30 protein-coding genes and 1 tRNA gene are annotated in these 24,692 nt (G+C 43.5%); 16 read left to right on the forward strand and 15 right to left on the reverse strand.

From position 1 onward, the window contains the following. Window positions 1-82: 82 nt before the first annotated feature. Entirely contained in the window at window positions 83-1,051 is a 969-nt protein-coding gene (locus G3M65_RS01460; RefSeq protein WP_173832804.1) for an SDR family NAD(P)-dependent oxidoreductase, read from the reverse strand. Window positions 1,052-1,067: 16 nt separating this feature from the next. Here G3M65_RS01460 and G3M65_RS01465 point away from each other — a divergent pair, with 16 nt between their 5' ends. Continuing rightward, window positions 1,068-2,972 (forward strand): ATP-dependent DNA helicase, encoded by a 1,905-nt coding sequence (locus G3M65_RS01465; RefSeq protein WP_173832805.1) that lies wholly within the window; start codon window positions 1,068-1,070, stop codon window positions 2,970-2,972. An 83-nt stretch (window positions 2,973-3,055) separates the two neighbouring features. Beyond that, complete coding sequence (locus tag G3M65_RS01470; protein ID WP_173832806.1) at window positions 3,056-3,565, forward strand: DsrE family protein; 510 nt, start codon at window positions 3,056-3,058, stop codon at window positions 3,563-3,565. Between the two features lies 1 nt (window position 3,566). Here the strand turns inward: G3M65_RS01470 and G3M65_RS01475 are convergent, their stop codons facing one another. After that, window positions 3,567-3,830, reverse strand: a complete 264-nt coding sequence (locus G3M65_RS01475; protein WP_173832807.1) for a NifU family protein — start codon at window positions 3,828-3,830, stop codon at window positions 3,567-3,569. Between the two features lie 37 nt (window positions 3,831-3,867). Between G3M65_RS01475 and rimM the strand changes: the two genes are divergently transcribed. Then, the gene (gene rimM / locus G3M65_RS01480; protein WP_254426286.1) at window positions 3,868-4,395 is read left to right on the forward strand and encodes a ribosome maturation factor RimM; all 528 of its coding nucleotides are present in this window, start codon (window positions 3,868-3,870) and stop codon (window positions 4,393-4,395) included. Here the strand turns inward: rimM and G3M65_RS01485 are convergent. Continuing rightward, window positions 4,392-5,783, reverse strand: a complete 1,392-nt coding sequence (locus G3M65_RS01485; protein ID WP_173832808.1) for a dihydrolipoyl dehydrogenase family protein — start codon at window positions 5,781-5,783, stop codon at window positions 4,392-4,394. The two genes, rimM and G3M65_RS01485, sit on opposite strands and share 4 nt — an antisense overlap. Then, window positions 5,776-5,979, reverse strand: coding sequence for a hypothetical protein (locus G3M65_RS01490; protein ID WP_173832809.1), 204 nt, complete (start codon window positions 5,977-5,979; stop codon window positions 5,776-5,778). The genes G3M65_RS01485 and G3M65_RS01490 overlap by 8 nt, the downstream gene beginning before the upstream one ends. A 90-nt stretch (window positions 5,980-6,069) precedes the next feature. Here G3M65_RS01490 and G3M65_RS01495 point away from each other — a divergent pair, with 90 nt between their 5' ends. Beyond that, complete coding sequence (locus G3M65_RS01495; RefSeq protein ID WP_173832810.1) at window positions 6,070-6,624, forward strand: hypothetical protein; 555 nt, start codon at window positions 6,070-6,072, stop codon at window positions 6,622-6,624. Here G3M65_RS01495 and G3M65_RS01500 read toward each other — a convergent pair. The 3 genes from G3M65_RS01500 to G3M65_RS01510 form a co-directional block, all read right to left on the reverse strand. Then, window positions 6,605-7,240, reverse strand: a complete 636-nt coding sequence (locus G3M65_RS01500; protein WP_173832811.1) for a superoxide dismutase — start codon at window positions 7,238-7,240, stop codon at window positions 6,605-6,607. The two genes, G3M65_RS01495 and G3M65_RS01500, sit on opposite strands and share 20 nt — an antisense overlap. 67 nt (window positions 7,241-7,307) lie before the next feature. Beyond that, window positions 7,308-7,742: a copper chaperone PCu(A)C gene (locus tag G3M65_RS01505; protein WP_173832812.1), complete on the reverse strand. Its 435-nt coding sequence runs from the start codon at window positions 7,740-7,742 to the stop codon at window positions 7,308-7,310. Between the two features lie 65 nt (window positions 7,743-7,807). After that, a tRNA-Arg gene (locus G3M65_RS01510) sits at window positions 7,808-7,881 on the reverse strand. Between the two features lie 23 nt (window positions 7,882-7,904). Between G3M65_RS01510 and G3M65_RS01515 the strand changes: the two genes are divergently transcribed. Next, window positions 7,905-9,077, forward strand: a complete 1,173-nt coding sequence (locus tag G3M65_RS01515) for a type III PLP-dependent enzyme (RefSeq protein ID WP_173832813.1) — start codon at window positions 7,905-7,907, stop codon at window positions 9,075-9,077. Here G3M65_RS01515 and G3M65_RS01520 read toward each other — a convergent pair. After that, on the reverse strand, window positions 9,040-9,882 hold the full coding sequence (locus G3M65_RS01520; RefSeq protein ID WP_173832814.1) for a twitching motility protein: 843 nt from the start codon (window positions 9,880-9,882) through the stop codon (window positions 9,040-9,042). The genes G3M65_RS01515 and G3M65_RS01520 overlap by 38 nt on opposite strands. An 82-nt stretch (window positions 9,883-9,964) precedes the next feature. On the opposite strand from G3M65_RS01520, the gene G3M65_RS01525 reads away from it, so the two are divergent. The 3 genes from G3M65_RS01525 to G3M65_RS01535 are packed head-to-tail and all read left to right on the forward strand — an operon-like array spanning window position 9,965 to window position 13,464. After that, window positions 9,965-10,999 (forward strand): Mrp/NBP35 family ATP-binding protein, encoded by a 1,035-nt coding sequence (locus G3M65_RS01525; RefSeq protein ID WP_173832815.1) that lies wholly within the window; start codon window positions 9,965-9,967, stop codon window positions 10,997-10,999. 3 nt (window positions 11,000-11,002) lie between these two features. Beyond that, window positions 11,003-12,223 carry a cysteine desulfurase family protein gene (locus G3M65_RS01530; RefSeq protein WP_173832816.1) on the forward strand — a complete coding sequence of 407 codons (1,221 nt, stop codon included), beginning with the start codon at window positions 11,003-11,005 and terminating at the stop codon, window positions 12,221-12,223. Further along, window positions 12,220-13,464, forward strand: coding sequence for an epoxyqueuosine reductase QueH (locus G3M65_RS01535; RefSeq protein ID WP_173832817.1), 1,245 nt, complete (start codon window positions 12,220-12,222; stop codon window positions 13,462-13,464). The genes G3M65_RS01530 and G3M65_RS01535 overlap by 4 nt, the downstream gene beginning before the upstream one ends. Here G3M65_RS01535 and mazG read toward each other — a convergent pair. Further along, the gene (mazG, locus tag G3M65_RS01540) at window positions 13,433-14,191 is read right to left on the reverse strand and encodes a nucleoside triphosphate pyrophosphohydrolase (protein ID WP_173832818.1); all 759 of its coding nucleotides are present in this window, start codon (window positions 14,189-14,191) and stop codon (window positions 13,433-13,435) included. The genes G3M65_RS01535 and mazG overlap by 32 nt on opposite strands. A 17-nt stretch (window positions 14,192-14,208) precedes the next feature. Here mazG and G3M65_RS01545 point away from each other — a divergent pair, with 17 nt between their 5' ends. The 4 genes from G3M65_RS01545 to G3M65_RS01560 are packed head-to-tail and all read left to right on the forward strand — an operon-like array spanning window position 14,209 to window position 18,179. Then, window positions 14,209-15,414, forward strand: a complete 1,206-nt coding sequence (locus tag G3M65_RS01545; RefSeq protein WP_173832819.1) for a coiled-coil domain-containing protein — start codon at window positions 14,209-14,211, stop codon at window positions 15,412-15,414. Between the two features lie 25 nt (window positions 15,415-15,439). Then, entirely contained in the window at window positions 15,440-16,657 is a 1,218-nt protein-coding gene (locus G3M65_RS01550) for a host attachment family protein (protein ID WP_173832820.1), read from the forward strand. Beyond that, window positions 16,654-17,250 (forward strand): LabA-like NYN domain-containing protein, encoded by a 597-nt coding sequence (locus G3M65_RS01555; protein ID WP_173832821.1) that lies wholly within the window; start codon window positions 16,654-16,656, stop codon window positions 17,248-17,250. The genes G3M65_RS01550 and G3M65_RS01555 overlap by 4 nt, the downstream gene beginning before the upstream one ends. Next, window positions 17,238-18,179, forward strand: a complete 942-nt coding sequence (locus tag G3M65_RS01560) for a bifunctional riboflavin kinase/FAD synthetase (RefSeq protein WP_173832822.1) — start codon at window positions 17,238-17,240, stop codon at window positions 18,177-18,179. Before G3M65_RS01555 ends, G3M65_RS01560 begins: the two co-directional genes overlap by 13 nt. On the opposite strand, the gene G3M65_RS01565 is transcribed toward G3M65_RS01560, so the two are convergent. From G3M65_RS01565 to G3M65_RS01590, 6 genes are read right to left on the reverse strand one after another with little or no spacing between them, the layout of a single operon-like run. Continuing rightward, window positions 18,156-18,437 carry a hypothetical protein gene (locus G3M65_RS01565; RefSeq protein WP_173832823.1) on the reverse strand — a complete coding sequence of 94 codons (282 nt, stop codon included), beginning with the start codon at window positions 18,435-18,437 and terminating at the stop codon, window positions 18,156-18,158. The genes G3M65_RS01560 and G3M65_RS01565 overlap by 24 nt on opposite strands. A 9-nt stretch (window positions 18,438-18,446) precedes the next feature. Next, complete coding sequence (locus G3M65_RS01570; protein WP_173832824.1) at window positions 18,447-20,012, reverse strand: sigma 54-interacting transcriptional regulator; 1,566 nt, start codon at window positions 20,010-20,012, stop codon at window positions 18,447-18,449. A gap of 8 nt (window positions 20,013-20,020) precedes the next feature. Beyond that, window positions 20,021-20,407: an SCP2 sterol-binding domain-containing protein gene (locus G3M65_RS01575; protein ID WP_173832825.1), complete on the reverse strand. Its 387-nt coding sequence runs from the start codon at window positions 20,405-20,407 to the stop codon at window positions 20,021-20,023. 10 nt (window positions 20,408-20,417) lie between these two features. After that, window positions 20,418-20,711, reverse strand: a complete 294-nt coding sequence (locus G3M65_RS01580; protein ID WP_173832826.1) for a c-type cytochrome — start codon at window positions 20,709-20,711, stop codon at window positions 20,418-20,420. A 54-nt stretch (window positions 20,712-20,765) separates the two neighbouring features. After that, entirely contained in the window at window positions 20,766-21,101 is a 336-nt protein-coding gene (locus G3M65_RS01585) for a DUF2173 family protein (RefSeq protein WP_173832827.1), read from the reverse strand. A 16-nt stretch (window positions 21,102-21,117) separates the two neighbouring features. Next, a complete protein-coding gene (locus G3M65_RS01590) occupies window positions 21,118-21,459 on the reverse strand; it encodes a DUF2173 family protein (RefSeq protein ID WP_173832828.1) in 342 nt (113 codons plus the stop codon). A 191-nt stretch (window positions 21,460-21,650) separates the two neighbouring features. Between G3M65_RS01590 and def the strand changes: the two genes are divergently transcribed. Genes def through G3M65_RS01610 form a run of 4 tightly spaced genes read left to right on the forward strand, consistent with a single transcriptional unit; the run spans window position 21,651 to window position 24,687 of the window. Then, window positions 21,651-22,160: a peptide deformylase gene (gene def / locus G3M65_RS01595; RefSeq protein WP_173832829.1), complete on the forward strand. Its 510-nt coding sequence runs from the start codon at window positions 21,651-21,653 to the stop codon at window positions 22,158-22,160. After that, the gene (locus G3M65_RS01600) at window positions 22,157-22,426 is read left to right on the forward strand and encodes a septation protein SpoVG family protein (protein WP_173832830.1); all 270 of its coding nucleotides are present in this window, start codon (window positions 22,157-22,159) and stop codon (window positions 22,424-22,426) included. Before def ends, G3M65_RS01600 begins: the two co-directional genes overlap by 4 nt. A 33-nt stretch (window positions 22,427-22,459) precedes the next feature. Beyond that, entirely contained in the window at window positions 22,460-23,662 is a 1,203-nt protein-coding gene (locus tag G3M65_RS01605; protein ID WP_173832831.1) for a TolC family protein, read from the forward strand. Beyond that, entirely contained in the window at window positions 23,659-24,687 is a 1,029-nt protein-coding gene (locus tag G3M65_RS01610; RefSeq protein WP_173832832.1) for an efflux RND transporter periplasmic adaptor subunit, read from the forward strand. Before G3M65_RS01605 ends, G3M65_RS01610 begins: the two co-directional genes overlap by 4 nt. The last annotated feature ends 5 nt before the right edge of the window (window positions 24,688-24,692 follow it).

A 24,692-nucleotide genomic window follows, 5' to 3' on the forward strand; every position in this document is an offset into this window, starting at 1 on the left:
GCTTTAATACCTTTCAGAGTTTTTATATCATTATAAGCCTCACTTATTAACTCTATAAAGCTGGCTTATAGTGAATAGCCTTTTATATCTTCACTTCCTTTACCCACTCCCAGTTCTCTAAAGTCCACTCCACGGTTCTTCTTATTCCCTCCTCAAGGTCTACCTGTGGCTTCCAGCCAAGAAGGCTTTGAGCCTTTTGTATGTCCGCCCATGTGGCTTTCATGTCCGCCTTGTGAAAGTCTTTCAGCTCAAGCACAGCCCTTTTGCCAGTGTATTTCTCTATTAGAGATATTACCTCTGTAAGCGTGTGGGGTTTGTTATTCCCAAGGTTTATAACCTCATAGCCAAGAGGCTTTGTAGCCAAAATAGTCCCCTCTGCGATATCGTCTATGTAGGTAAAGTCCCTGCTTTGAGAACCATCACCAAAGACTTCAAGAGGCTTGCCCTCAAGCACCCATTTTATAAACCTAAAAATACTCATATCTGGTCTGCCTGCAGGACCGTAAACGGTAAAGTAGCGAACAACTGACACATCTATGCCATAAAGGTAGTGGTAAGTGTAACAAAGAACCTCTGCGGACTTTTTTGAAGCAGCGTAGGGAGATATAGGTGTGTTAACAGGCAGGTCTTCTCTAAAGGGCATCTTTTGTCCTGCATAGAGAGAGGATGTAGAAGCCAATACGAACTTATTAATACCAAAGTCTTTGCATAGCTCAAGCAGGTTCAAAGTGCCTATGGTGTTCGTGGTAAAGTAAACATAAGGGTTTTCTATGGAATAACGCACTCCAGCCCTCGCTGCCTCGTTTATTACGCAGTCAAAGGAGTGTTTTTTGAAAACCTCTTTTAGAGACTCCTTGTCTTCTATATCCACGGGGTAGAAGGTGAAATTCTCATACCTTTTGAGAAGTGATAGCCTATACTCCTTTAGCCTTGTGTCATAGTAGTCGTTCATGTTGTCCAGACCTACCACGATGTAGCCTTTTTGTAATAGTTTTTCCGCAGTTTTCCAACCTATAAAGCCTGCACACCCAGTTATTAAAAAGTTCGTCATAGCTTAGAATTTTAGCATGGCTCTTGAAGTGTATGAATTTCTTCTTAAGAAGGGTCTTGAGAGAAGAAGGGCTCAAGAGAAGTTTTTCAATATAGTCCTGTCCGCCATAGAAGAAGGGAATAACTGTGTAAAGATAATACAAGCACCTACAGGGACCGGAAAAACTTATGGCTACCTTATACCTCTCATGGAAAAAGGACAGAAGGCAATAGTTTCCACCGGGACAAAGCTACTTCAGGAACAACTAAGGAGAGATATTGAAAATCTTAGGTCTTATTACTCGTATATATATGGAGAGGATATTAGCTACGTTATTTTGAAGGGCAAAAGCAACTATCTGTGCTTGGATAGGTTCTATGACCTATCATTGGAAAGAAGACCTGCGGAGATTGAATCTCTGTTGGAGAGCGGTTGGGATGGTGATTTTGAGTTTGTAAGTCTTGAGCCAGAGCTTAGGGATACGCTCTGCGTGGATGATGACTATTGCACCTTTCATTACAGACAAACCTGCAAGTATAGGCATGATTGCTTCTACTGGGGAAGGCTAAAAAGGCTTGAAAGGCAGGCGGACATAATTGTGGTAAACCACGCCCTTCTGACCTTAAAGGATTTTGAAAACCCAGAGGAAAGGGTGCTTGTCCTTGATGAAGCCCATGAGCTTGACAAGTGTATAACCAGCAGTCTCACATGGGGGGTGTCTCTTTATACCCTTAGAGTTGATATAATGGGAAAGATTCTTGACTTTCTCAAAGACGCAAGGCTTGAATTAGAGGACTCTTTCATAAAACACTTTGAAGGACTTTTCAAAGAGCAAAAGGAAGAGCTTGCCCTTGAAAGTCTAAAGCCCTATGCGGAAGATTTTGAAACCCATATCCTTAGACCACTTCTCTATTTTCACAAAACCATAAGAGAAAACCTCATATCACAGCTAACAGATTTCATTACAAGGAAAATGTTTGTAAGCATGACCTTAAAAGAGTATATGCTTAAAAGCAATATTCTTGATTGGGAAAGCTATTTGGAATTAAAGGCAAACTATGAGGCACCCAGTGAGGAAGAGGAAAAATGGATAAAGAAAATAAGAAACTACGAGCTTTTAACAAGGAGACTAAACAGGGTCAGAGATTTCTACAAAATTATGAAGGAAGACCCACCTGGAATGGGGTATCTCGTGGGTAGACGCTTCAGCAGAAGGCTTCAGACTTTTAACTATTGGCTTGAGGCTTTCCCCGTTTTTCCTGCAGGTCATGTGGACTGGGCAGGTTACAAGGCTATCATAATTACCTCAGCGACCGTTGACCCAGAAGACCTAAGGCAAACTTTAGGAATAAAGGGTGAATACTACGACCTTGAGCATTCCTTTCCTTACGAGAAGGTTAACTTCCTTGTATACTCCGCAGACCCAAGAAAAAGAGAAGAGTGGGAGCGGTGCCTAAAGAATGCCTATAAATATCTGAGAAGCCTATACGATAAACTTCTGGTGCTTTTAACTAACAAGGAACATGTAAGGCTTTTTGAAAAGGAAAGGGATATAGCCTTTCAGGGAGATGAGCCTTTGTCTGGACTTCTTGAAAAGCTAAGGTCTGGAAGGATAAAGGCTCTTGTGGGGCTCGATAGCCTCTGGTTTGGCGTTGATGTAAAAGGAGAGAAGGGTATACTTATGGCAAAGCTACCCTTTGAAAGCCCAGACGAGCCTATTACCTTTCACAGAATAAGGTTTCTAAAGTCTATGGGACTTGACCCTTTTGAGTATCAAAAAAGAAAGGCTCTCATAAAGTTTAGACAGGGAATAGGTAGGCTAATGAGAAGTAAAGAGGATGGTGGAACTATAGTTTTATGCGATAAGAGAATATACAAGTTTAGAGAATTTTTGGAGGCTGTGGAGGAGCTTGGTATAAGGGTTAAAAATATAAGAACATAAAAATACCTTATGGTTCCGACAAAAAAGTTTTATAGCTTTCTTTGTTATATAGATTATATCTCCTTGCATAAGGAGGTGTTTATATGGACAGAAGAGGTTTTTTTAAGTGGATTTCTTTGTTTACTTCTGTGCCTTTGATAAACAAATTTGCACAAGCATCGCCACAGAAACTTGATATGTCACAGGTCAAAAAAGATGCGGAGATAGGTGTTGTTTATCACTGTGATTTTCCTCAGGAGGATAGGTTTAGAACCATGCTTAGAAATATAGGGAATCATCTTTCTGTTTACGACTTCAATCCTATGAAAATAAAGATTGTGGTAGTAGCCCACGGACCCGGAGTAAAGTTTTTCATGAAGGACCTCTCAGGCACTCCTTGGGAAAAGGAATCTATAAAACTTCAAGAACTTTACGAGGAGGAGAAATCCCTTTCCACATATGGAGTTGAATATCTTATTTGTAATATAACCCTCCAAAGGTTGAGGCTTGATGCTAATAAACTGCACGAATTCACAAAGATAGTTCCCTCTGGCGTTGGGATGATAGGGCATCTTCAGGCAGTTGAGCGGTTTGCCTACATAAAGGTTCAGTAGTTCAGAATCCAAAGGTCATAGGAATATCCATGTTCACATCCTTGACCTCTTTTATTTCTGGGAACTTGTTTTTGAGGGCTCTCTCTATGCCTGCCTTTAGTGTAAGCACAGACATACCACAGCCTGAGCAAGCTCCCACCATTCTCACAAGCACAGTGCCATCTTCTTTTATGTCTACAAGTTCAACATCTCCACCATCAAACCTAAGAGCTGGTCTTATTTCATCAAGAACAGCCTCTACCTCTTCCCAAGTTGGCATTGCCATCTTCTTCCTCCTTTAAAAAGTATGTAGACTATAAAGTATGCAGAGAGAAGAACCCATCAATGAGAAAAATCAATATGTAGTAATAGGTAAGGTGCTTGACACATACGGGCTTAGAGGCGAGCTAAAGGTGCAGACATATTTAGACAAGAAGCATTGGTCAAAGATAAAAAGGGTTTTTCTAAAGCGTAAGGGTGGGGAGTATGTGCCTTTTGTTGTGGAATACTCAAAACCACATGGAAAGGACTATTTAATATTGAGGTTTGAGGGTTTTAAAAGGCTTGAAGAAGTAGAGCCCTTTAGTGGAGCGAAGATTTTTCTGCCTAAGGGTGAGCTTCCAAAGAGGAAAAGGGGAGAATACTACTACTTTGAGCTTGAGGGCTTGGAGGTTTTTACGGAAAGTGGAAGGCATATGGGAAGGGTTTCAGGGGTTGTGGAACAAAAGCCCTATGACCTTTTGGAGATAGACGAAGGGAGGCTCTACATACCCTTTGTGTCCGCACTGGTCAAGGATATAAAGTTGGAGGAAGGAAAGCTAATAGTGAGCGATATCTTGGCAGAACTCTAATGCCTTTTTGCCCAGGTTATGGGTCCAAAGTGCACTTCCATGCCTGCTTGAACTATGGACTCTGAGAGAGAGGGATGAGAATACATGGCTTTTGAAAGAAAGTCCACTCCAAGGTCTGCCTTCATGAGGTGCAATACTTGGTGGAGAAGCTCTCCCGCATGTGGACCAAGTATATGACAACCCAATATCTTTCCATCTTCGCTTGCCACAAGCCTTACAAAGCCTTCGTTTTCTCCGTCATCCATAGCCTTCGGATTGGGAACAAAGGATACCACGCCTACCCTTACCTCATAGCCTTCTTCTTCCGCTTGGTCTTCTGTAAGACCCACACTGGCGATTTCATAGGCGGAGTAAATTATCTTAGGAACTAGCCCTTCGTTTCTAACCATGTCTCTGTCTCCGAGCATGTGGCTTATGGCAACCTTCGCCTCATACATGGACTTGTGAGCGAGCATCAAAGGAGAAGTTATATCTCCACAGGCGTATATGTTGGGGATGTTTGTTTGACAAAACTGGTTTACCTTTACAAAGCCTCTGGAGTCTTTTTCAATACCTAACTGTTCAAGACCTATGCCTTCCGTGTTGGGCTTTCTTCCTACACCAAGCAGGATAAGGTCTGCTTGAACTTCAGAGTCATCGGAAAGAAAAGCCTTCACCTGCGAGCCTGATACCCCCCAGCCTTTGAGCGTGGTTTTGAGCCTTATATCTACACCTATCTTCCTTAGCTTTCTGGCAAGATAGCGAGAGGACTCTTCTGGTATGTCTGGAGTAGGTAAAAGTCTGTCTTTTAGCTCCACCAAGACCACCTCAGAGCCATACATCCTAAATATGTAGGCAAACTCCACGCCCACCGCACCACCACCTAATATAAGGATTCTCCTTGGGAAGTCCTCCAAAGACCATATTTGGTCTGTGTCAAAGATATATCTTCCGTCGGGCACTAGGTTGCCAACAGAGGTTGTAGATGACCCAGTAGCCAAAAGTATATACTTTGCCTTAAGCTCAACCCCTTCGGGCTCAACCACTACAATATTAGCGTCTTTGAGGATGCCTTTGCCATAGAATATGGGAATCTTTAGATGCTCCGCAAACTTTTTAAAGTTTTCTCTTATAGTGAGCACCACCCTGTCCCTTCCCTTTTTGAGTGCTTGCATGTTTAGGTCATAGCCCTTGAGAGATATTCCATACTCTGGAAGCCTTTGAAATTTATCCAACATATAAGCACCATGCCTCATATACTTGGAGGGTATGCACCCTCTGTTTAGACAGTTTCCTCCCACCGTTTCTGGACTTAGCTCCACAAGGGCAACCTTCATACCTCTTCTGTGTGCGTATAGTGCACCCTCATAGCCACCACTACCTGCACCCACAATGACAAGGTCATACATCTCTTTTTTTCCTCCTTTCTTTGTAAACCGTCTGTCTGCATTGCCTTATTATGGCTTTGTATTTGTAGTATACGGAGGGGACTTTTATAGGAAGTCCGTAATACCTCTCAAGCAAGAGCATTATGTCCTCTGTGGTGGTGTATTTGTGGTTTCTTATTATGCTTTTTATGTATTTTACTATGCGCGTTTCCTTCATGTGCTTGAGATATTTTAACAGGCATAGCCTTAAGACTGGATGAGCTTTGTCATTGTATGTAGAGGGGTTCAGAAATAAAGTCTCATGGATATGACTCAAGAGCAGTGGGATTTTGTTAACCTGCTTGTAATAGTGGCGAGGTTTGTTCAGGTTTTTGGCTTCTTCTTTGCCATACTTATGCTTATAAAAGAGTTCCCTCTTGGGTACACCTTTCTCGTTTTTGCCATAAACCTTGTAGGCTTCTTTGTTATACTGACGGGCATTCTTATAAAGATTTTCTCACTGCCAGAAGTGCTCATAGCGGACATAATTATCATCGCCCTAAGCATTGCCATATTTTTGAAAGCCTACAAGGTAAAAAAACTAAAAGAGAAGTTTCCTCCACCTCCTAAGCCCTTCACTCGTTGTCCAGTATGCGGTAGCTTTATAGACCCAAAAGGGAACTATTGCGTGCTTATGGATAGCAAAAGCCTTCTCTACTTTGACATAAGAGAGCATATGGAATCTTTTATAAAAAACCCACAGCTTTATAAAATATCAAAGGAAATAAACTACGACGGTGTAAAGAAGGTTTGTATAAACAAGGAAGAAGGATGGATAGTATGGGGGCAAAGCCCCCGCGAGGTTATTTCACAAAATCCTTGAGGGCTTCATAAGCCTTCATAGCCTTTTCAAACCTTTCGTTTATAACTTCCCAGTTTAGGTTCTGGAGGAAGGCGTCAATGTAAGGAGGTCTCTTGTTCTTTTGGTCCACATAGTAGGCGTGTTCATAGGTGTCAAGAACTATGATAGGGATAAGCCCTGTATAGTTGTAAACATTGTGAGCATCAAGACCGTTTACCACAAGCCTGCCAGAGAATATATCAAGTCCGAGGATAGCCCAACCTCTGAAGGCTATACCTGTTGCCTTTATCTCCTGAATACAGGCATCCCATGAGCCAAAGTCTTCTTCTACCTTCTTTTTGAGGGCTTCTGAAGGCTGTCCCTTTGCACCAAGATGACCAAAATAAAGCTCGTGAAGGACAACGCCCATGTAGTTGAAGGTTTCCTCCACCTTTAGCTCTCTGAACTCGGAATAGTTCTGGTTTGCTTTGCTTCTGTCAGAGAAGTTAAGGTCTGCGAGCTTTTCTTGGATCTCATTGTATTTAGTCACATAGCCCTTATAGTGGGCTTCAAAGTGGGGTTCAATCTGCTCGTTGGAAATGCCATTTAGGTTTGAAGGCTTAAGATGGTTCTTTGGTTCTACCTTATGCACAGGCATAGTTCACCTCCTTAGTGAGTTTTAACCAATTATAATTCTCTCAGGAGCTCCTTTTCTATGAGAAAGCTCAATGTCCATGTTTATGCATGTGCCCACCCATGCCCTTTCTTACAGGCGCTTGGACTTTGACCTCTCCAGACTTTTCAAACTTGAGGGTAAGCTCAACTGTATCGCCTTCTTTGAGAGGCTTCTTGAGGTTTATAAGCATTACGTGAAGACCACCGGGCTTTAGTTCTACTTTCCCACCTGCGGGAATCTCTATAGCTTTCACCCTTCTCATCTTGCCTTCCACGGTTTCATGAAGTTCTGTTATCTCAGAAACATTGTTAGACGCATCCACGAGCTTGTCCGCTTCTTTCCCCTTGTTCTCTATAACCATGTAGGCAGCGGACATCTTAGAGGTAGGAGGAACTTCTCGCACCCATGCGTCCTTTACTTCAATCTTGGGTTGGGCAAGGCTAAGTCCTACCAAGAAAAGGCTTCCAAAAAGAACTTTTCTCATGGCTTTACCTCCTAAGTGAATTTAAAGACAATTTTAAGGTGGTTTTCATGAAAAGTCAATGAAAGCCAGCCCGGCGGGAGTCGAACCCGCAACCTTGGGATCCGTAGTCCCACGCTCTATCCAGTTGAGCTACGGGCCGTTTGGTATATATTATATGCCATAATGCTAAAAGAAACCATAGACCCCTTGTCTTTGCAATACGAAAATACCCGCAGGTATTTTACGGAGTTCATCTCCCAAAGAGAGCATCTGCTTCCTTACCTAAAGCCACAGAAAACCCCTCTGCTACTTATGGACCTTCAGGGTATAAAAAGCAGATATATAGAGGTAAAGTATCACTTTTCTCAGTTTAAGGTTTACTATGCGGTAAAGGCTAACGACCATGTGGACATTCTTAAGACCCTTGCGGAGCTTGGCTCTGGTTTTGAGGTGGCTTCTTCAGAGGAGCTAAAAAAAGTCTTAGAGCTTGGAGTAAAGCCAGAAAGGATAATCTCCAGCAATCCTGTAAAGCCTATGGACTTTATAGCCTATGCCTACGAGAAGGGGATAAACAGGTTCGTAGTGGACTCTTTCACAGAGGTAGAGAAGCTGACAAAGACAGCTCCAAGGTCAAGGGTATACGCAAGGCTTGTGGTTCCCAACGAGGGGAGCGACTGGCCTCTTTCAAAGAAGTTTGGTGTGGATGTGGATACAGCCCTTGACATATTGGAATATGCCCAGAGCAAAGGTCTTATTCCTTACGGTATCACCTTCCATGTGGGGTCTCAGTGCAACAACTTTAGAAACTGGCTCATAGGTATAAAGAAAGCCAGCGAGCTTTGGCAGAAGGCAAAACTCAGAGGTCTGAGACTTCAGATGCTAAACATGGGTGGTGGTTTGCCAGTGAGGTATACCTACGAAGCCCTTAGGATAGAAGATATAGCTTACTATGTAAAGGGGCTACTTCAGAAGTTTATGCCTTCACTTCCCCATGAGCTTCAAATAGAGCCGGGCAGGGGTATAGTGGGAGACCAAGGCATTATGGTTTGTAGGGTTATAGGAAAGGCTAAGAGGGGCGAGGAAAACTGGCTTTACATAGACACGGGAGTCTTCAACGGTCTTGCGGAAGCCCTCGGAGGTATAAGGTATCCCTTCTACCTTGAAAGAGATGGAGAGCTAAAGGAGTGGACAATAGGTGGTGTTTCTTGCGATAGCATGGATGTGGTTGCACGCATGGTGCCACTGCCTGAGCCAGAAGTGGGTGATTATCTTTACATTCTCTCTGCAGGAGCTTACACCACCGTATACGCTGCGGAGTTTAACGGCTTTCCTGAGCCTGAGGTTCTGTGTCTTTGAAGCTCAAAGATACAGTCCCATCTGTATTACTGCTCACATACACCCATGCTCTGATTAAAGGCTTGAAAAATTCAGTAAAGACCTTGTCAAGGGCAGGTGCATTAAGCAAGAGGAGGGCATCTTCAGCAAGCCTAAGTAGGTATTCCGCTTCCTTGGCTGGTATTACCTCTCTGTAACCCATAAAGATTATATGAGGGTTCATATAGAAGGCATCTCTCAAACCCTCCTCAAAGGTATCCACATCAACACCTACCTCCCTCTGAACCACTAGGGATTGCCCGTGTCTAAGTAAGAAGGTCAGAGGAGCTTCCAGGATAAAAATAACTTTGCTGTAGTTATCACATACATTCTGCAGAAGGGAGTATATGAAGGTGTTTACGAGGATATGTTTTTTCCCCTGAAAGAGAAGGACACCAGAGCTGTATAGCCTTATTATCTCCTCCAGCTTGCTAACTGCGTTTCTATCTGGGCAGAGTTTGCTAAGGGGTGGTATGTGGTAAGGAGTTTTTAATATATAGACCACATAGCTACCCCTTTGGGTTATATACTTTACCCTGAACCTACCCACATTTTGAAGACCAAAGGAGAACATGCCCTCTTTTCCAAGTGGTCCAAGTGCAAAGGGTGTGTGGCTTCTAAGGGCTACCAGTGTATCCCTTATATCCTCAGGGGTGAGAAGGGTATCTGAAACTTTTAGAAGTTTCTGCCCCCTCTTCTCTGTTATAAAGGCTTTTGGCACAAGGTATACCTCCCTTATGTCTTCGCTGGCACTCAAATAGTTGATTATATGCGGTGCGTAATTCATTGTAAAATCTCCTTGTTGACAATTCTCATAACCACTCCTTCACTAAGAGAATTATATTATGTCTAAAAGCCAGGAGGAAAAAATGGCGGTAAAGGATATTATGGAAGCCCTCAGAGATGAGATGGTTAACAATTCAAGACTATCTGAGTTAGTTAAAGATATAAAGCTCATAGGAAGGACACTTGAGATAGTATACAGGCTACCTCAAAGGGGGCTTGAAGAGGATATCGTTGAAAAGACCAGAAATGCCCTTGAGAGGGTGCCAGATGTGGAAGATATAAAGGTTAGGTTTGTGGAGGACATTCCCGCACAGCCTGTTATGGGTGCGCCTGCCTTTACTCGCAGGAGGGTTCCTGGCATAAAGCACCTCATAGCGGTGGGAAGCGGAAAAGGTGGCGTGGGTAAGTCTACTGTTTCTGCAAACCTTGCCCTTGCTCTTTCAAAGCTCGGATACAGGGTTGGTCTTTTGGATGCGGACATATATGGACCCAGCATACCCACCATAATGGGCGTCAAGGGCGAGAGGGTGCATGTGGACGAAAACAATAGGATAATACCCATAGAAAAGTATGGAATAAAACTGCTTTCTATAGGTTTTTTGCTCCCCTCCGAGGACACGCCCGTAATATGGCGGGGTCCAATGCTTATGAAAGCCCTTACGCAGTTTCTTTTTGATGTAAACTGGGGTGAACTTGACTACCTTATACTTGACCTACCACCCGGAACAGGAGATGTTCAGCTGACACTTGCACAGAACGTGCATATGGGAGGTGCGGTGGTGGTCACCACCCCTCAGGATGTGGCTCTGGCAGATGTGAAAAAGGCGGTCGCCATGTTCAAAGAGGTTCAGATACCCGTTCTGGGTGTTATAGAAAATATGGCTTACTTTGTATGTCCCGATAGTGGCAAGAAATATTACATCTTTGGAAAGGGTAGGGTGGCAGAGTTTGCCACCGCCTACGGGCTTAAGATACTCGGTTCAATACCCATTGACCCAGAGCTTGCGGAGACCTCTGACCTGGGAGTGCCGGTGGTGGAAAGCCACCCAGACTCAGACACTGCCAGAGCCTTTGTAAGCATAGCAAAGCTCATAAGTGATATAACAGAAAGGAGGTAAGAAATGTTTGTAAAAAAGGCAGGCAAAAGGGTGGTTTATTTGGACCATATAGCCACAACGCCAGTGGCAGAGGAAGTGCTCGAGGCAATGCTCCCATACTTCAGGGAACATTTTGGAAACCCCACATCTCTGCACAGCTTTGGGCAGATCGCAAAGAAAGCCATAAACTCAGCCCGTGAAAAGCTGGCAAGCCTTACTAACGCCAACAGCCCTGAGGAGTTTATCTTCACCTCTGGAGGTATAGAAGCTAACAACTTAGCCATAAAGGGTATAGCGGAAGCTTATGAGAAGAAGGGAAGACATATAATTACCACAGAGATAGAGCACCACTCTATACTGCATCCTCTAAAAAGCCTTGAGAAGAAGGGCTGGGAGGTAACCTACCTAAAGCCAGACAAATACGGACTTATAGACCCACAGCAACTGGCGGATGCGGTCAGACCAGATACGGTTCTTGTGAGCATAGGGCATTCTAACAGAGAGATAGGGACTATACAAAACATAAAGGAGCTTGTAAAATCTGTAAAGGAAAAAAACCCAAAGGTTATCTTCCACACGGACGCATGCCCAACTCTGGGACACTATCCTGTAGACCTAAAGGATTGGGGTGTAGATGCCGCCTCCTTTACCGCACACCTTATGTATGGACCTAAGGGTGTGGGTGCCTTGTGGACAAGAAAGGGTGTAAAGATAAGACCACTAATAGAGGGTGGAACTCAAGAAAGGGGTGTAAGGGCTGGAACGGAAAACGTGCCGGGTATAGTGGGCTTTGGTGCTGCCTGCGAGCTTGCCATGAGAGAACTGCCAGAGAGAATGGAAAGGCTTTCCTCTTACAGAGATAGGGTAAGAAAAGGGCTTGAAGAAAGACTTGAGCTGATAGAGTTTACTGGACATCCCACGCAAAGGCTACCACACCATCTTTCTCTGATAGTCCACCTGATAGAAGGAGAAGCTATGCTCCTTAGGCTTGACCTTATGGGTATAGAGACAGCCTCTGGTTCTGCCTGCGTGTCTTTGGCTCTAAAGCAGTCTCATGTGCTTTTTGCAATAGGTGTTCCCAAAGAAGTAGCCAACGGCTCTATAGTCTTTAGCTTTGGAAGGGATAACACGGATGAGGATGTGGACTATGTGATAGAGGAGTTTCCAAAGACGGTAAAACTTCTCAGAGAGCTATCACCCTTTAACCCAGAAAACTGGGAGCAGTATGTGAAAGGTAAGAAATGAAGATTTTAGTCCATATATGCTGTGCACCTGATGCGGTTTACTTTCTAAAAAGGCTGAGAGAGGATTATCCACAGTCTGAGATAGTGGGCTTTTTCTACGACCCGAATATCCACCCCTATGAAGAGTATAGGCTCAGGCTTTTGGAAACAGAAAGGATATGCAAGGAGCTGGGCATTGAGCTGTATGAGGGCGAATACGACCTGGAGAGTTGGCTTTCTGCGGTAAAAGGCTATGAGGATGAGCCAGAGAGAGGTAAAAGGTGTGCCATATGTTTTGACTACAGGCTCCTCAGAAGTCTCCAGTTTGCCAAAGAGGTGGGTGCCACGCATCTGACCACCACCTTGCTTATGAGCCCCAAGAAGGAGTTTCTTATGCTAAAAGAGAGCGGGCAAAAGGTATCTGAAGGCTCAGGCATTGAGTTTTTGGCTTTGGACTATCGCAAGGGTGGTGGCACTCAGGAGATGTTCAGGCTTTCAAGGGAGTTAGAGCTATACCATCAGGACTACTGCGGATGCATATATGGACTTTTTAAGCAGAAGAAGGGTCCAGTGCAGTGGGATTTGGTCTCCTTTGGCGGCAGAAGACCGGGAAGCAAGGAGGAGCTGAGCTTTATAAAAGGAGCAAGGCTCTTTGCGGAACAGGAGCTTGGACTTTCTTGCAAGGAGTGGGAATTTGGCTTTCTCAATTGGAAGGTTTTGCAAGGAAAACTTGAGGTCAAGGGCCAGACAATCCCATCCTTTGTAAGACCCTACTCTCCCTCTATAAGAGGTCTTCTCAAAGCGGACCCAGTGGAAAAGGTAGGAAGGGTCATATACTACAACAAGGGTGGGCTAAGGGTAATTTTGACAGAAGGCTTGAGAGATGAACCTCTTGAGTTTTTTGATAATCTTTGCAGTCCTACCTTTCTTGTTCCAAAGGAATATGAGGAAAGTCTCTTAAGAAACAGAGTCTCTGCGGAGCTTCAGGCAGAGATAAACCCAGATAAGTCTCTTATTTTGCTTATAGGCAGTTTGGATGCAGAGGACATAGCTTACCTACCTGCGGACACCCTGCAGGATGGCAGAGGCATAAGCATGGAGTGGCTAAGGGAGTTTTTAACAAAGGAGCAAAGGGGAATAGCCCTCGGAAGAAAGGCTTACCTCTTGGCTGGTGCTAGTAGTCTTGGAAAGCCTGGCGCAAGATACTTTGAGGAAAGGACGGGCAGGAAGGTCAGCCCTCTTCTGTGTAGTCAAACTTCTTAGCCTCAAGCCATAAGGCATCCATTTCCTCAAGGGTCATCTGTCTTAGGTCTTTACCCATCTCTTTTGCCCTCTTCTCCATATATCTAAACCTCTTTTCAAACCTGTCGTTTGCCTTTTGAAGGCATAGCTCCGCATCAAGTTTGAGAAGTCTTCCAAGCTCCACCACAGCAGTAAGAAGGTCTCCCAGCTCATGCTCAAGCTCTCCTTTATCTCCAGAGGTCATGGCTTCCCTTAGTTCTTGAAGCTCTTCCATTATCTTTTCTATAACCTGCTCTGGTCTTTCAAAGTCAAAGCCCACAAGGCTTGCCCTATCTTGAAGTTTCTGAGACCTCATAAGTGCAGGAAGGCTCTTAGGAACACCGTCAAGGATGCTTTCTCTATCTTTTAGCTTTCTCTCCTCCCAGTTTTTGAGCACCTCCTCTGGAGTTTCACAGCCAAAGACATGGGGATGACGCTCTATGAGCTTTTTATTAAGCCTTTGGATTACCTCCTCTATGTCAAAAGCAGACCTCTCCTTTGCTATCTGAGAGTGGAAAACCACCTGAAGCAAGAGGTCTCCAAGCTCTTCCTTTAGTTTTTCATCATCTCCAGAATCAATAGCATCAAGAAGCTCATAAGCCTCCTCTATAAGATACTTTTTGAGGCTTTGGTGGGTCTGAGACCTATCCCAGGGACATTTGGAGCGAAGCTCCTCCATAACCTTAAGAAGTCTATCAAAGGTAGACATGGGCTATATTATACTCAATGGTAAGGGACGCCCTTAAACTGCTCTTTCTCATCGTGTCTTACAACTTTATCCTGCACTATGTGTCTAATTTTTTACCTCTTCACATCTTCCCGCATCAGCCAGAGGGTATTCTTATGGTGGCATCCTTTATGTCAGCCCTTTACCTTGCATGGCTTTTTGGATACAGGGAAAGGACGGTTATATGGCTCGCTTATGTTTACCTCTTTCAGGTTATAGGGCTTTCAGTCCTAAGAAAGGACTATGAGGTAATAACCCAGTTTCTTCCTTCCCTCTTGCTTACTGTGTCCCTTATCTGGCTATTTGAGTCTCCCGTGGAAAAAAGGACAAAGAAGCTGGAGGAGGAAAGAAGAAGGCTGGAAGAGGAGCTAAGCAGGAACCAGACAGAGCTAACAAGGCTCTTTGAGCAGATAAACCTCTCAAAAGACCTAACGGAAAGGCTTTCCAAGGAGAAAGAGCTTATAGAGAGAGAGCTTGTAAAACTCAGGGAGGAAGAGCTTGCGGAAAAGGAGGAACTGGAAAGGGAAAGGCAAGTTCTGTTGAAAAAGCTACAGGAAAACCAAAAAAAGCTCATGGAGTACACAGAAAGGCTTGAAAGACTTACAAGAATAAACAGGGAGCTTTTCCAGATGCTTGAAGCCATGCAGGACACAGAACCAAAGGGAGGCAAGGAGGAATTATCAAGGTTAAGGCAAGAAAGAAAAAGGTTATCCAAAGAGCTCATATCCTTACAGGAGCTTCTGGAAGAGCTTTCAAGGGAAAACATGGAGATAAGCCAAAAGTATGAAGGGCTTCTACAAAAGTTTGAGACAGAAAAAAGGGAAAGAGAAAAACTGCAGCTACAGGTGGAAGACCTCCTCAAGCAGGTGGAGAGCAAAAGACAAATATACGAAGACCTACTTTCAACTCTCTTTGAAAACATAGAGTTTGAAGACAGAGCCATAAGGGAGTTTTTAGAGCTTGACAGGGAAACAAAGAGGGAGTTTCTTAGGGAGCTTATGCTTCTCAACATGAAGGACAGGGAAGAAAGGTTTGAGGTAATGAAGGGCTACAAAAACGTGTTTAAACTCAAGCCCATAGGTGGAAGGATATACTTTACCTTTGGCGAAACAAAAAGATGGAAGGTTCTTGGTATGCTTTGGGGTGAGGATGATAAAAGCAAGGACAGATATGCCAGGGAGCTTCTGATAAAATATAGAGATTAAAGGTAATCGAGAAAGGAGGTGATTGATGAACAGTTTGAAAGAGGTCATTGAAAGGCTTTTGAGCTTCAAACCAAACAACTACATGGTTGCCAACCTATACCTTAAGCTCGGCGTGGAAGAAAGGACAGACAGAAAGTATCTAAGGACCTTTAAGGATTTGGTTAAAGCTCAGAAGGAACTTCTAAAGGAGCGAGAATTAGAGAATGATGTTCTTAAGTCTTTGGAAGAGGACTTTAGGAGAATGGAAGACTTTCTTTCAGAGCCAGAAAACCTCAAGGGATGCAGAGGAATAGCTATCTTCTCCTCTTCCCTTAGAGGGCTTTTTGAAGTTGTTAAGCTACCATACACCTACAAAAACAGGCTCATGATTGACCAGGATCCTCTGATAAGAGAAATAGCGGTGATTGACGAGGAGCTTGGCAGAGTAGGTGTGCTCCTTATAGACAGAAAGCATGTAAGGTTCTTTCTTATGGACCTTGAGGGAACGGTAGAGGTATTGGACTTCATGGAGCCTCTTGCTACAAGGGCACACAGGTTTCACTCTGGAGGTAGTATGCTCAAGGGGGCGGAAGGGACTATGAGGTTTTCCATGCCCTCCAGAATAGGTGGTCCAAACATGGTCCAGCACTCTTTTGGTGAATACAGGTTTAACATGAGGATAAAGGAAGAAAAGCATAGGCTCTTCAAGATTGCGAGCGATGCTCTTATGGAGGCTTGGAAAGAGAACAAGTTTGACAAACTGATCATAGGTTCCGACAGAGAGGATATAAGGCAGATAGAAAACCACCTGCACCCATACCTTTTGGAGAGGCTCGTAGGATATATAAATATGAACCCATCCTACGTGGAGGATGTGGAACTTAGGGAAAAGGTCTACCAGCTCCTTATGAGCAAAAGTAGGGAAGAAGAGAAGAGCCTGATAGAGGAACTGCAGGAGTTAGAAGGTAGGGGTCTTGCGGTCAACGGCACTTCAAAGGTTTTGGAGCAGTTATACAACGGAAACGTAAGACTTCTGCTACTTCCTGATGATTTCCAAAAACCGGGATATGTGTGCGAAAAGTCCCACCTGCCTCTTCTTACACCAGAATGTCCCTTGGAGGATAGGGTCTATCCTGTCCCAGATGTGGTGGATGAGGTCATTGAATTTGCCCTTGAGGAGAGGGCAAGGATAAAGGTTGTATCTTCAGAAGAGCTCAAGAGAAGGATAGACGGGCTTGCCTGCTTTATGCGGTTTGCTCTATGAACTATGAAAGGGTGGTAATATTCATAGATGGCTCTAACCTTTTTCATGCCATAAGGTATATGAACATAAAGATAGACTATCAGAAGTTAGTGGACTTTCTAAAGGAAGACAGAAAACTTATAAGAGCATACTTTTATGGGGCTATTCCTCAGGAGAAGGACATAAAGAAGAACAGTCCAGAGTGGGAAAGCTATCTCAGGCAAAGGAGGTTTCTTGAGGAGCTGTCTCTACAAGGCATAAAGGTAAAGCTGGCAAAGTTAAGAAGGCTTCCCTCGGGTGAATACATAGAGAAGGAAGTGGATATAATGCTTGCAACGGACATGCTCAGCATGGCTCACATGAACACCTACGACACCGCAGTGCTGGTAAGTGGAGACAGCGACTTTTCCTACACGGTGGAGGAGGTGCAAAGAATTGGCAAAAGGGTTGAGAACGCCACCTTCAAGAGGACAAGCTCTTATCATCTTAGAAAGGTATGCGATAGGTTTTTGCTTTTGGATGAATATATGGACAGGTTTGTAGTGGAGGAGAAACTGGAGATAACTCAGGAGGAGAGTTTCTGGGAGCGTATAAAAAAGCTATGGAAAAGGTAGTTTGTCTGAAAACAACTCAGAGCGGATGCCTGAAGGGTTTAAGGTGCCTTCAGGAGCTTACAGAGCCCTCTGTGGTCACCGTTGGCAACTTTGACGGTGTTCACAGGGGACATAGACACCTTCTGGAGAGGGTAGCCCTAAGGGCTAAGGATAAGGGGCTAAGGAGCGTAGTGCTTTCCTTCTACCCCCATCCCTTGAAAATCCTAAGCCCAGCACAGGCACCCTGCGAGCTCACCAGCATACAGGAGAGGGCAAGCCTAATTCTTGAGCAGGGTGTGGAACAGATAGTCTTCATAAGGTTTGATAGAAGATTTTCTAAGCTTTCTGCGGAGGAGTTTATAAGGGAAATTCTATGGAGTAGGTTAAAGTGCAGGCATCTCGTGGTTGGCTACGATTGGAGGTTTGGATACAAGCGTGAGGGAGAGATAGAGCTTGCCAAGGAAATGGGGAAAGAGATGGGTTTTGAGGTGGAGGAGATTGAACCTTTCAGGATAAACGGGCATGTGGTAAGTAGCACCCTTATAAGGAGACTACTTCACATGGGAAGGCTTGAGGAGGCTTCCCTTTATCTTGGTAGAAATTACGTCATAAGAAGGAAGGTGGTCAGTGGAGACAGGAGGGGCTCCTCCCTTGGCTTTCCCACCGCTAACCTACAAAACACAGAAAACCTCTGCCTTAAAGAGGGTGTATATGCGGTAAGGGTTGAAGGCAGTTTTATGGGAGTTGCCAACTATGGAGTAAGACCTACTTTTGGAGGCAGTAAAAGGGTCTTGGAGGTTCATATACTTGACTTTGAGGGAAATTTGAGAGGTAAGGAAATAAGTGTGGAGTTTCTCAAGTTCCTTAGAGAAGAGAAAAAGTTCTCCAATCCAGAGGAGCTTAAAAGGCAGATAGAGGAAGATATATCAAGAGCCAGAGGACTCTTCTAAATATCCTACGTATATGATATTGCCATCCTCAGTTAGACCAAAGGCTTTTTCCATCTTGTCTCTAAGACCCTTTTTGTTTTCCAAAAAGTCCTTGAGGGTTTTTGGCTCTCCATGGGCTCTGAGCATGTATTCCTTTACCTCGCCATTTTCAAAGTGAATCCTCACCGGCAGGCAGTAAAACTTGGAATTCTCCCCGTCATGGCACCTATCTATTTCACCTACCACCTCTATGCTTACGCTTTTTGCCACCACCTTCATGAGAATATTTTACCCTATGCCCAGCTCCCTTAGCTTCCTCCAGAGGGTGGTTCTATGCATACCCAACATCCTCGCCGCAAGGCTTCTGTTTCCCCCTACCTGCTCAAGAACCCTCTTTATCCTTTCCTTTTCTTCCTCCCGGTCTCTCTGAAGGGTTTCCGCTTCTATCTGGATATCTTCCACATTTATCAGACTTCCTCTGCAGGTAATAACCGCATGTTCCACTATGTTCTCAAGCTCCCGCACATTGCCAGGAAAGTGATAGGATAAAAGAAGTCTCATGGCTTCGGCGGAAAAGCCCTTAAGCCTCCTTGCGTATTTCCTTGTGTATTTTTCCAAAAGGTGCTTGATAAGAATAGGTATGTCCTCTTTCCTTTCCCTGAGAGGTGGAAGGTGCAGTTTTACCACGCTCAGCCTGTAGTAGAGGTCTTCTCTGAATTCACCGCGCTTTATAAGCTCCTTCAGGTTTTTGTTAGTGGAGGCTATTATGCGAAGGTTCGCTCTTCTTGTCCTTGTATCTCCAAGCCTTTCAAACTCTTTTTCCTGCACCAAGTGAAGAATTTTTGCCTGCAAAGGCAGTGGCATGTCACCTATCTCATCCAAAAAGAGAGTGCCACCTTCCGCCAGCTCCACCTTGCCAGGCTTGTCCTTCACAGCTCCAGTAAAAGCACCTTTTACATAACCAAAAAGTTCAGCTTCGAGCAGGCTTTCAGGGATAGCAGCACAATTTACCTTTACAAAGGGACCGTTTCTTCTAGGAGAAAGGTAATGTATGTATTTAGCAAGTAGGCTTTTACCTGTTCCCGTTTCTCCCTCAATAAGGACGTTCACATCGTAATCCGCTATGGTTTTTACCGTGTCCAGCACCTTCTGAAAGACCGGGCTTTTTGTTATTATTGTCTCCTCTTCTCCCAGCTCACACACAGATACATCGTTTAACACATACAAGGAGACCACATAACCAAAGCCAGAGGACATGGGAGAAACAAGAAGAGATGCCTTCTGTCTTCCGCAGGGAGTTTCCACGAATATATCAGACCTTTCACCTTCTGGAGGTAGCTCTTCAAGGGATAGGTTTATAAGCTCCTTTATGTTCTTGCCCAATAGTATATCCTCCTCTTCCCTACAAAGCATTTTACTGGCGACCTTGTTGTGTTCTATTACATTACCCTCTGAGTCAAGCACCAGTATGGCTTCCACTATGGAGTTAAGTATGGTCTCCTTGTATGTCCTCTGACGCTCCGCCTCCACTATGCAGTGAACCACATTGCTAACATCTCTGAAGACTTCAAGGGCGCCCACAAACCTTCCCTCTTTATACAAGGGCGACATGCTCCAACAAGCATGCTTTGAATTTATGGTCTCCACATCGTAAACCTGAACCCCTTCCCCCTCCTCTCTCACATACCCAAAGGGGCAGGAATTACATATGGAGAACAGTCCCCTGCAGTTTCTACCCTCTATATCCTCACGCTGTAAAAGAACCTTAGCTGACCTGTTGGCGTAAACTACCTTGAAATTTTCATCTATCACAAGAACCGCATCAAAAAGATTATCAAAGAGGGAAAAATCCATAGGCAAAATTATAAATCCCAGCTGGTTGGTATCCTTGACATCATCCTTAGACTCTCTTCGAATGCGGACATATACTTCATGGCGGTTATCATAGAGCCCTTAAACTTAAGTCTCTTTGTTAGCATTGCGGAACGAGGCCCCATGTCTCCTGTTGCTAACTTTTTCCAATTTTCTATGCTTGCCCATAGCTCAAAGTCGTATTTGTGAGCGTTAGCCTTTCCAGCGGACTTTGCAGTTCCATTTTCCACTACAAGCTCCACCGCCTCTCCTTCCTTGCCCTCTATGTAATACTTTATGCTCGCAGAGAAATCTCTCAGGTCAGACTTTAGCTTCTCGTTCTTGTTCCATTCCTCCATGTAGGCTTTTATCCACTCCTCTGACAAAAACTTATACATCTCAGACCTCCTATTCAAGAGAGAGTATCCATTGGACTATCTGTCTGGCTTCTGCTTCTGGTATCTTTTGAGGTGGCATGGGAATACTACCCCAAACACCCGCACCACCCTTGAGGGTTTTTTCTGTAAGATAGTCCACCGCATCCCCTCTACCCTTGTATTTCTTAGCTATATCTGTATAGCTTGGTCCTACCTTTTTTGCCTTTATGTCATGGCATGCCATACAACCCCTCTGCCTTGCTAACTGTTCATTGGCTAAGGCAATGTTTAAAAGCAAACCCACAGCAAAAATAAGCTTCCACATCCTGTCCTCCAGAAATAAAAAGGAGGGAAGGCAGGAGACCTTCCCAGGTGGCGGTCATTTGCCCGCTACTTCTCTGAGTGCCTTGAAGACCTCGTTAAAGGACACCTCGTCGTTGTTGACGAATACCCCCACATTACCCATTACACATACAGAATACTTTGGACCAGTAAGAGCCCAACCTATAAGAGGCGTCCATTCTTGACCAGAAAGTGCAGTGTATCCGTCGCACTGCATCTTAGCCATTGCATTGTTAGCCGCACACATCTCCGCAGCCATAGCTGCGTGCTCTTCTGAAAGGTTTCCCTTGTAAGCCACGAGCTTACCATCATCGGTAAACTCACCTGCTGCCCAAACACCTTTGATTTTCATAAGCCTGTCAAGGTTTGCCATGGTTTACACCTCCTTTTTAGATGTACTTGGAAAGGGTTTCAAAGGTCTTGTCAAAATCTGCCTTATCAAGCTCCAAAAACACACCCACATTGCCCATTATGCAGGCGGCGTATTTGCCTCCAGCAACTGCAAAGCCATAGACGGGGTAAAAACCACCCTGCCCAGTGTAGGCACTCCAACCCTTTGCCTGCATATTGCCCATGAGCTTGTTTGCAGCGCACATCATAGCGGCGATCTCTGCGGACTTCTCATCAATGTTGCCGTAGTAGGCAAGAAGCCTACCATCATCTGAAAACTCCCCTGCTGCCACTGCACCAGGCAGTGACATGAGCTCTTTGAGCTTGCTAAGTGTTGCCATGGTTCTACCTCCTTTAAAGGTTTTCGTTTTTATGCTACGCAAATAGTTTGCCAAAAACCATAAGCATAAGATTTAGAATTATCAATGCTTTTATGAATTAGTGCTTTATATCATATGTTGCATGTTGCAACACTGTTGCAACGCCGTGCAAGACTTGAAACCATGCAAAAAAGGCATAAACTTTTATCCCTATGGTAAGGGAGATAGTTAGGTTTCCTCACCCTGTATTGAAGACACCCACCCAGAAGGTAGATGTTATAGATAAGGAAATAAAAGAGCTTGTTAAAGACATGTTTGAGACCATGTATCATGCTGAAGGTGTAGGTCTTGCAGCAAACCAAATAGGTGTAAGCCTAAGGGTTATGGTTATAGACACCACGCCAAAGAAGGAAAGCCCGCCTCTTAAGCTGGTTTTAATAAACCCCGAGGTTATCTCTGCGGAAGGAAGCATAAAATACAAAGAGGGTTGCCTTTCTTTTCCCGGTCTTATGGTAGAAGTAGAAAGACACAATAAAGTAAAGGTAAGGGCATTGGACTTGAATGGCGAAGAAAAAGAATACGAGCTTGAAGGCTTTCCAGCCATAGTTTTTCAGCACGAAATGGACCACCTTATGGGAATAACCTTTATAGACAGAGTAAACGGACTAAAGAGAAGGTTGGCGTTAGACAAGTATTCAAAACTTCAAAAGCAAAAGGCATGAATGTAGAACTTGTAGACTTTTACCCCTTTGAAGTCTCCACAAGAAGACCACGACTTCTCGCCTATGCGGATGTAAGAATTGACGGGAAGATTCTCATAAGAGGAATAAGGCTCTACGAGTCAAAAAACGGAGGCTATTTTATCTCTATGCCAGAATACAACCCAGAAAGGAAAAGAGCCATAGTGGAGCTTGAAGATAAAGAGCTTTTTGAGAAGGTGAGAAGGGTAGTGGTGGACTATTATAAACTGTTTGCTTCGACTTCATAAAAATTTAACACTCTATGTCTATAATAGTACTCCATGCTTTTGGTTGTATTGTTTGCTATTGTGGGTATTTGTTTTGCAGATGGGAACATAAGTTTTAAAAAAGCTATAGAAATTATAAAAGAGAAAAACTATGATGTAAAAATATCAAAACTTGAAATAAAAAAAGCAGAGGGCTCACTAATACAAGCAAGTCTTTTACAAAATCCAAGCCTATATTTAAACTATACAGGACTGACTTTTGGCAAAAATATAATTTATGATACTAACAATACCCTGCTATCTATAGGTATAAGTCAACCTATAGAACTCGGTGGAAAAAGAAAATATAGAACACTCTCCGCAAAGTATACCATGGAATCAACACAATACCAATGGAAGGAATCTATACGGTCAGTAATAAGAGACTTTGCATCTTTATACTTCCAAAGTTTGGCAGATAGAGCCTATGTTGACTACTTAGAACAAGATCTAAAAGATTTTGACCAAATTCTTCTAATTCAATCCAAAAGGCGGGAACTGGGCTTTTTGAGCCTTATTGACCTGCTAAAGCTAAAACTATACAAGGGGGAACTTGAAGATGCCATAAAAGTGGCAAGAGCAACATATCAAAAGGACTTAAAGGATATTTCCTTTTACTTGGGTGGTGTATATGAGCCTGAGGAAGTTCAAGAGAATATGTTAGAGGTCAATATAAATGAGCTATTGGAACATTCCATAAAAAAGCGTGAAAGCATAAAAGCAATAGAAAAACAAATAGACTCTATAAATTATCAAATAAAACTCTTGAAAAGTTATTCCATACCAGATATAACTGTAAATGTTGAATACGATGCCTTTGGAGTCCAATACAAACCTGGCATAGGATTTGGTCTATCTATAAATCTCCCTGTATTTGACAAAAGGCAAGGCGACCTTCTTACTGCTGTAGCAACAAAAGAGCAGCTTATGATATCTCTCGATAGAACTATTGCATCGGTAAAGACGGAAGTATTAAAAGCCTATGAAGACTATGAAACAAATCTAAGGATATATAAGGCTATGCTAGAGAGAAAAAGAGTAATGGAAGATATATTAGAAAGAACAAAAAAGGCTTATTCTATTGGAGGTATATCAACCTTGGATTTCTTAGATACCTTAAGAACATACCGCTCTTTTATGCAATCCTTTATTCAGTCTAAGTATAATACCTTAAAAAGTCTTTACTACCTACTAATAACAGCAGGGAGTGAACTATGAATAGGATAGCTCTATTACTTTTGGCTTTAGCGCTTGTACAATCCTGCCATACTTCCCAAGAAGAAAAGGAACAAAAGCAAGTCCTTCAGAACCCTAAAACAGTTGAAGTTAAATATGAAGATATACCTTCTCTTATAGAAGTTACTGGTTTCGTAGAGCCAGACAAGGACGGTATAGTAAAAATAAGTCCAAGGGTTCAAGGTGTAATCCAAAGTATAAATGTAAATGTGGGAGATAGGGTAGGTGTTGGTGAAGTTTTAGCGGTGGTAAAGGCACCGGATATTACGGATATATACGCGCAAAAGATATCTTTAACCGCTCAACTTGCAAATGCAGAGAGGTTATACAAACTCAAAGAAGAGCTCTATAGCATAGGAGCAATACCTAAGAGTGAAGTTATGGATGCAGAGACCAATTACAAAGTGCTAAAAGCACAACTGCAGGGATTGGAGGAGAAGTTAAAACTCTTGGGTGGTAAAGGTGGTATTTCAGAAGTTAGGTCTCCTGTAAGCGGGATAGTCTACCAGATAAAAGCCCATGTAGGTGATAGTGTAGACACATCCACAGAAATTCTAAGTATAGCAAGACCATCAAGAGTTCTTATATCTGCTTTAGTGCAAGATAAAGACGCCAGCAAAATAAGGGTGGGTGATCGTGTGGAATTTTCCATAAGTACCTTTCCAGGCAAGAAATACACGGGGAAGGTTAAATATGTAAGCGATGTGGTGGACCCAGAAACAAGGACAGTAAAGGTTTACATAGCTCCTGATAATGTAGAAGACTTTAGAATAAACATGTTTTTTAACGTAAGGATATACATGGGCAAGGCTAAATATGCGGTAATACCAGAAAGTGCAATCCTATACAAGGACGGAAAGTTTTATGTGTATGTTTTAGAAAATAACAAACCAATCTTAAAAGAAGTGAGTTTCATAAAGAAGCTCGAAGGTAAACGCGTTGCAGTTATCGGTTTAGAAGAAGGTCAAAGGGTGATCACCGCTCCTATGCTTGAGGAAAAGCCATGAGAAGA

This window comes from Hydrogenobacter sp. T-8 (assembly GCF_011006175.1).
GTDB classification, from domain to species: Bacteria; Aquificota; Aquificia; order Aquificales; family Aquificaceae; genus Pampinifervens; species Pampinifervens florentissimum.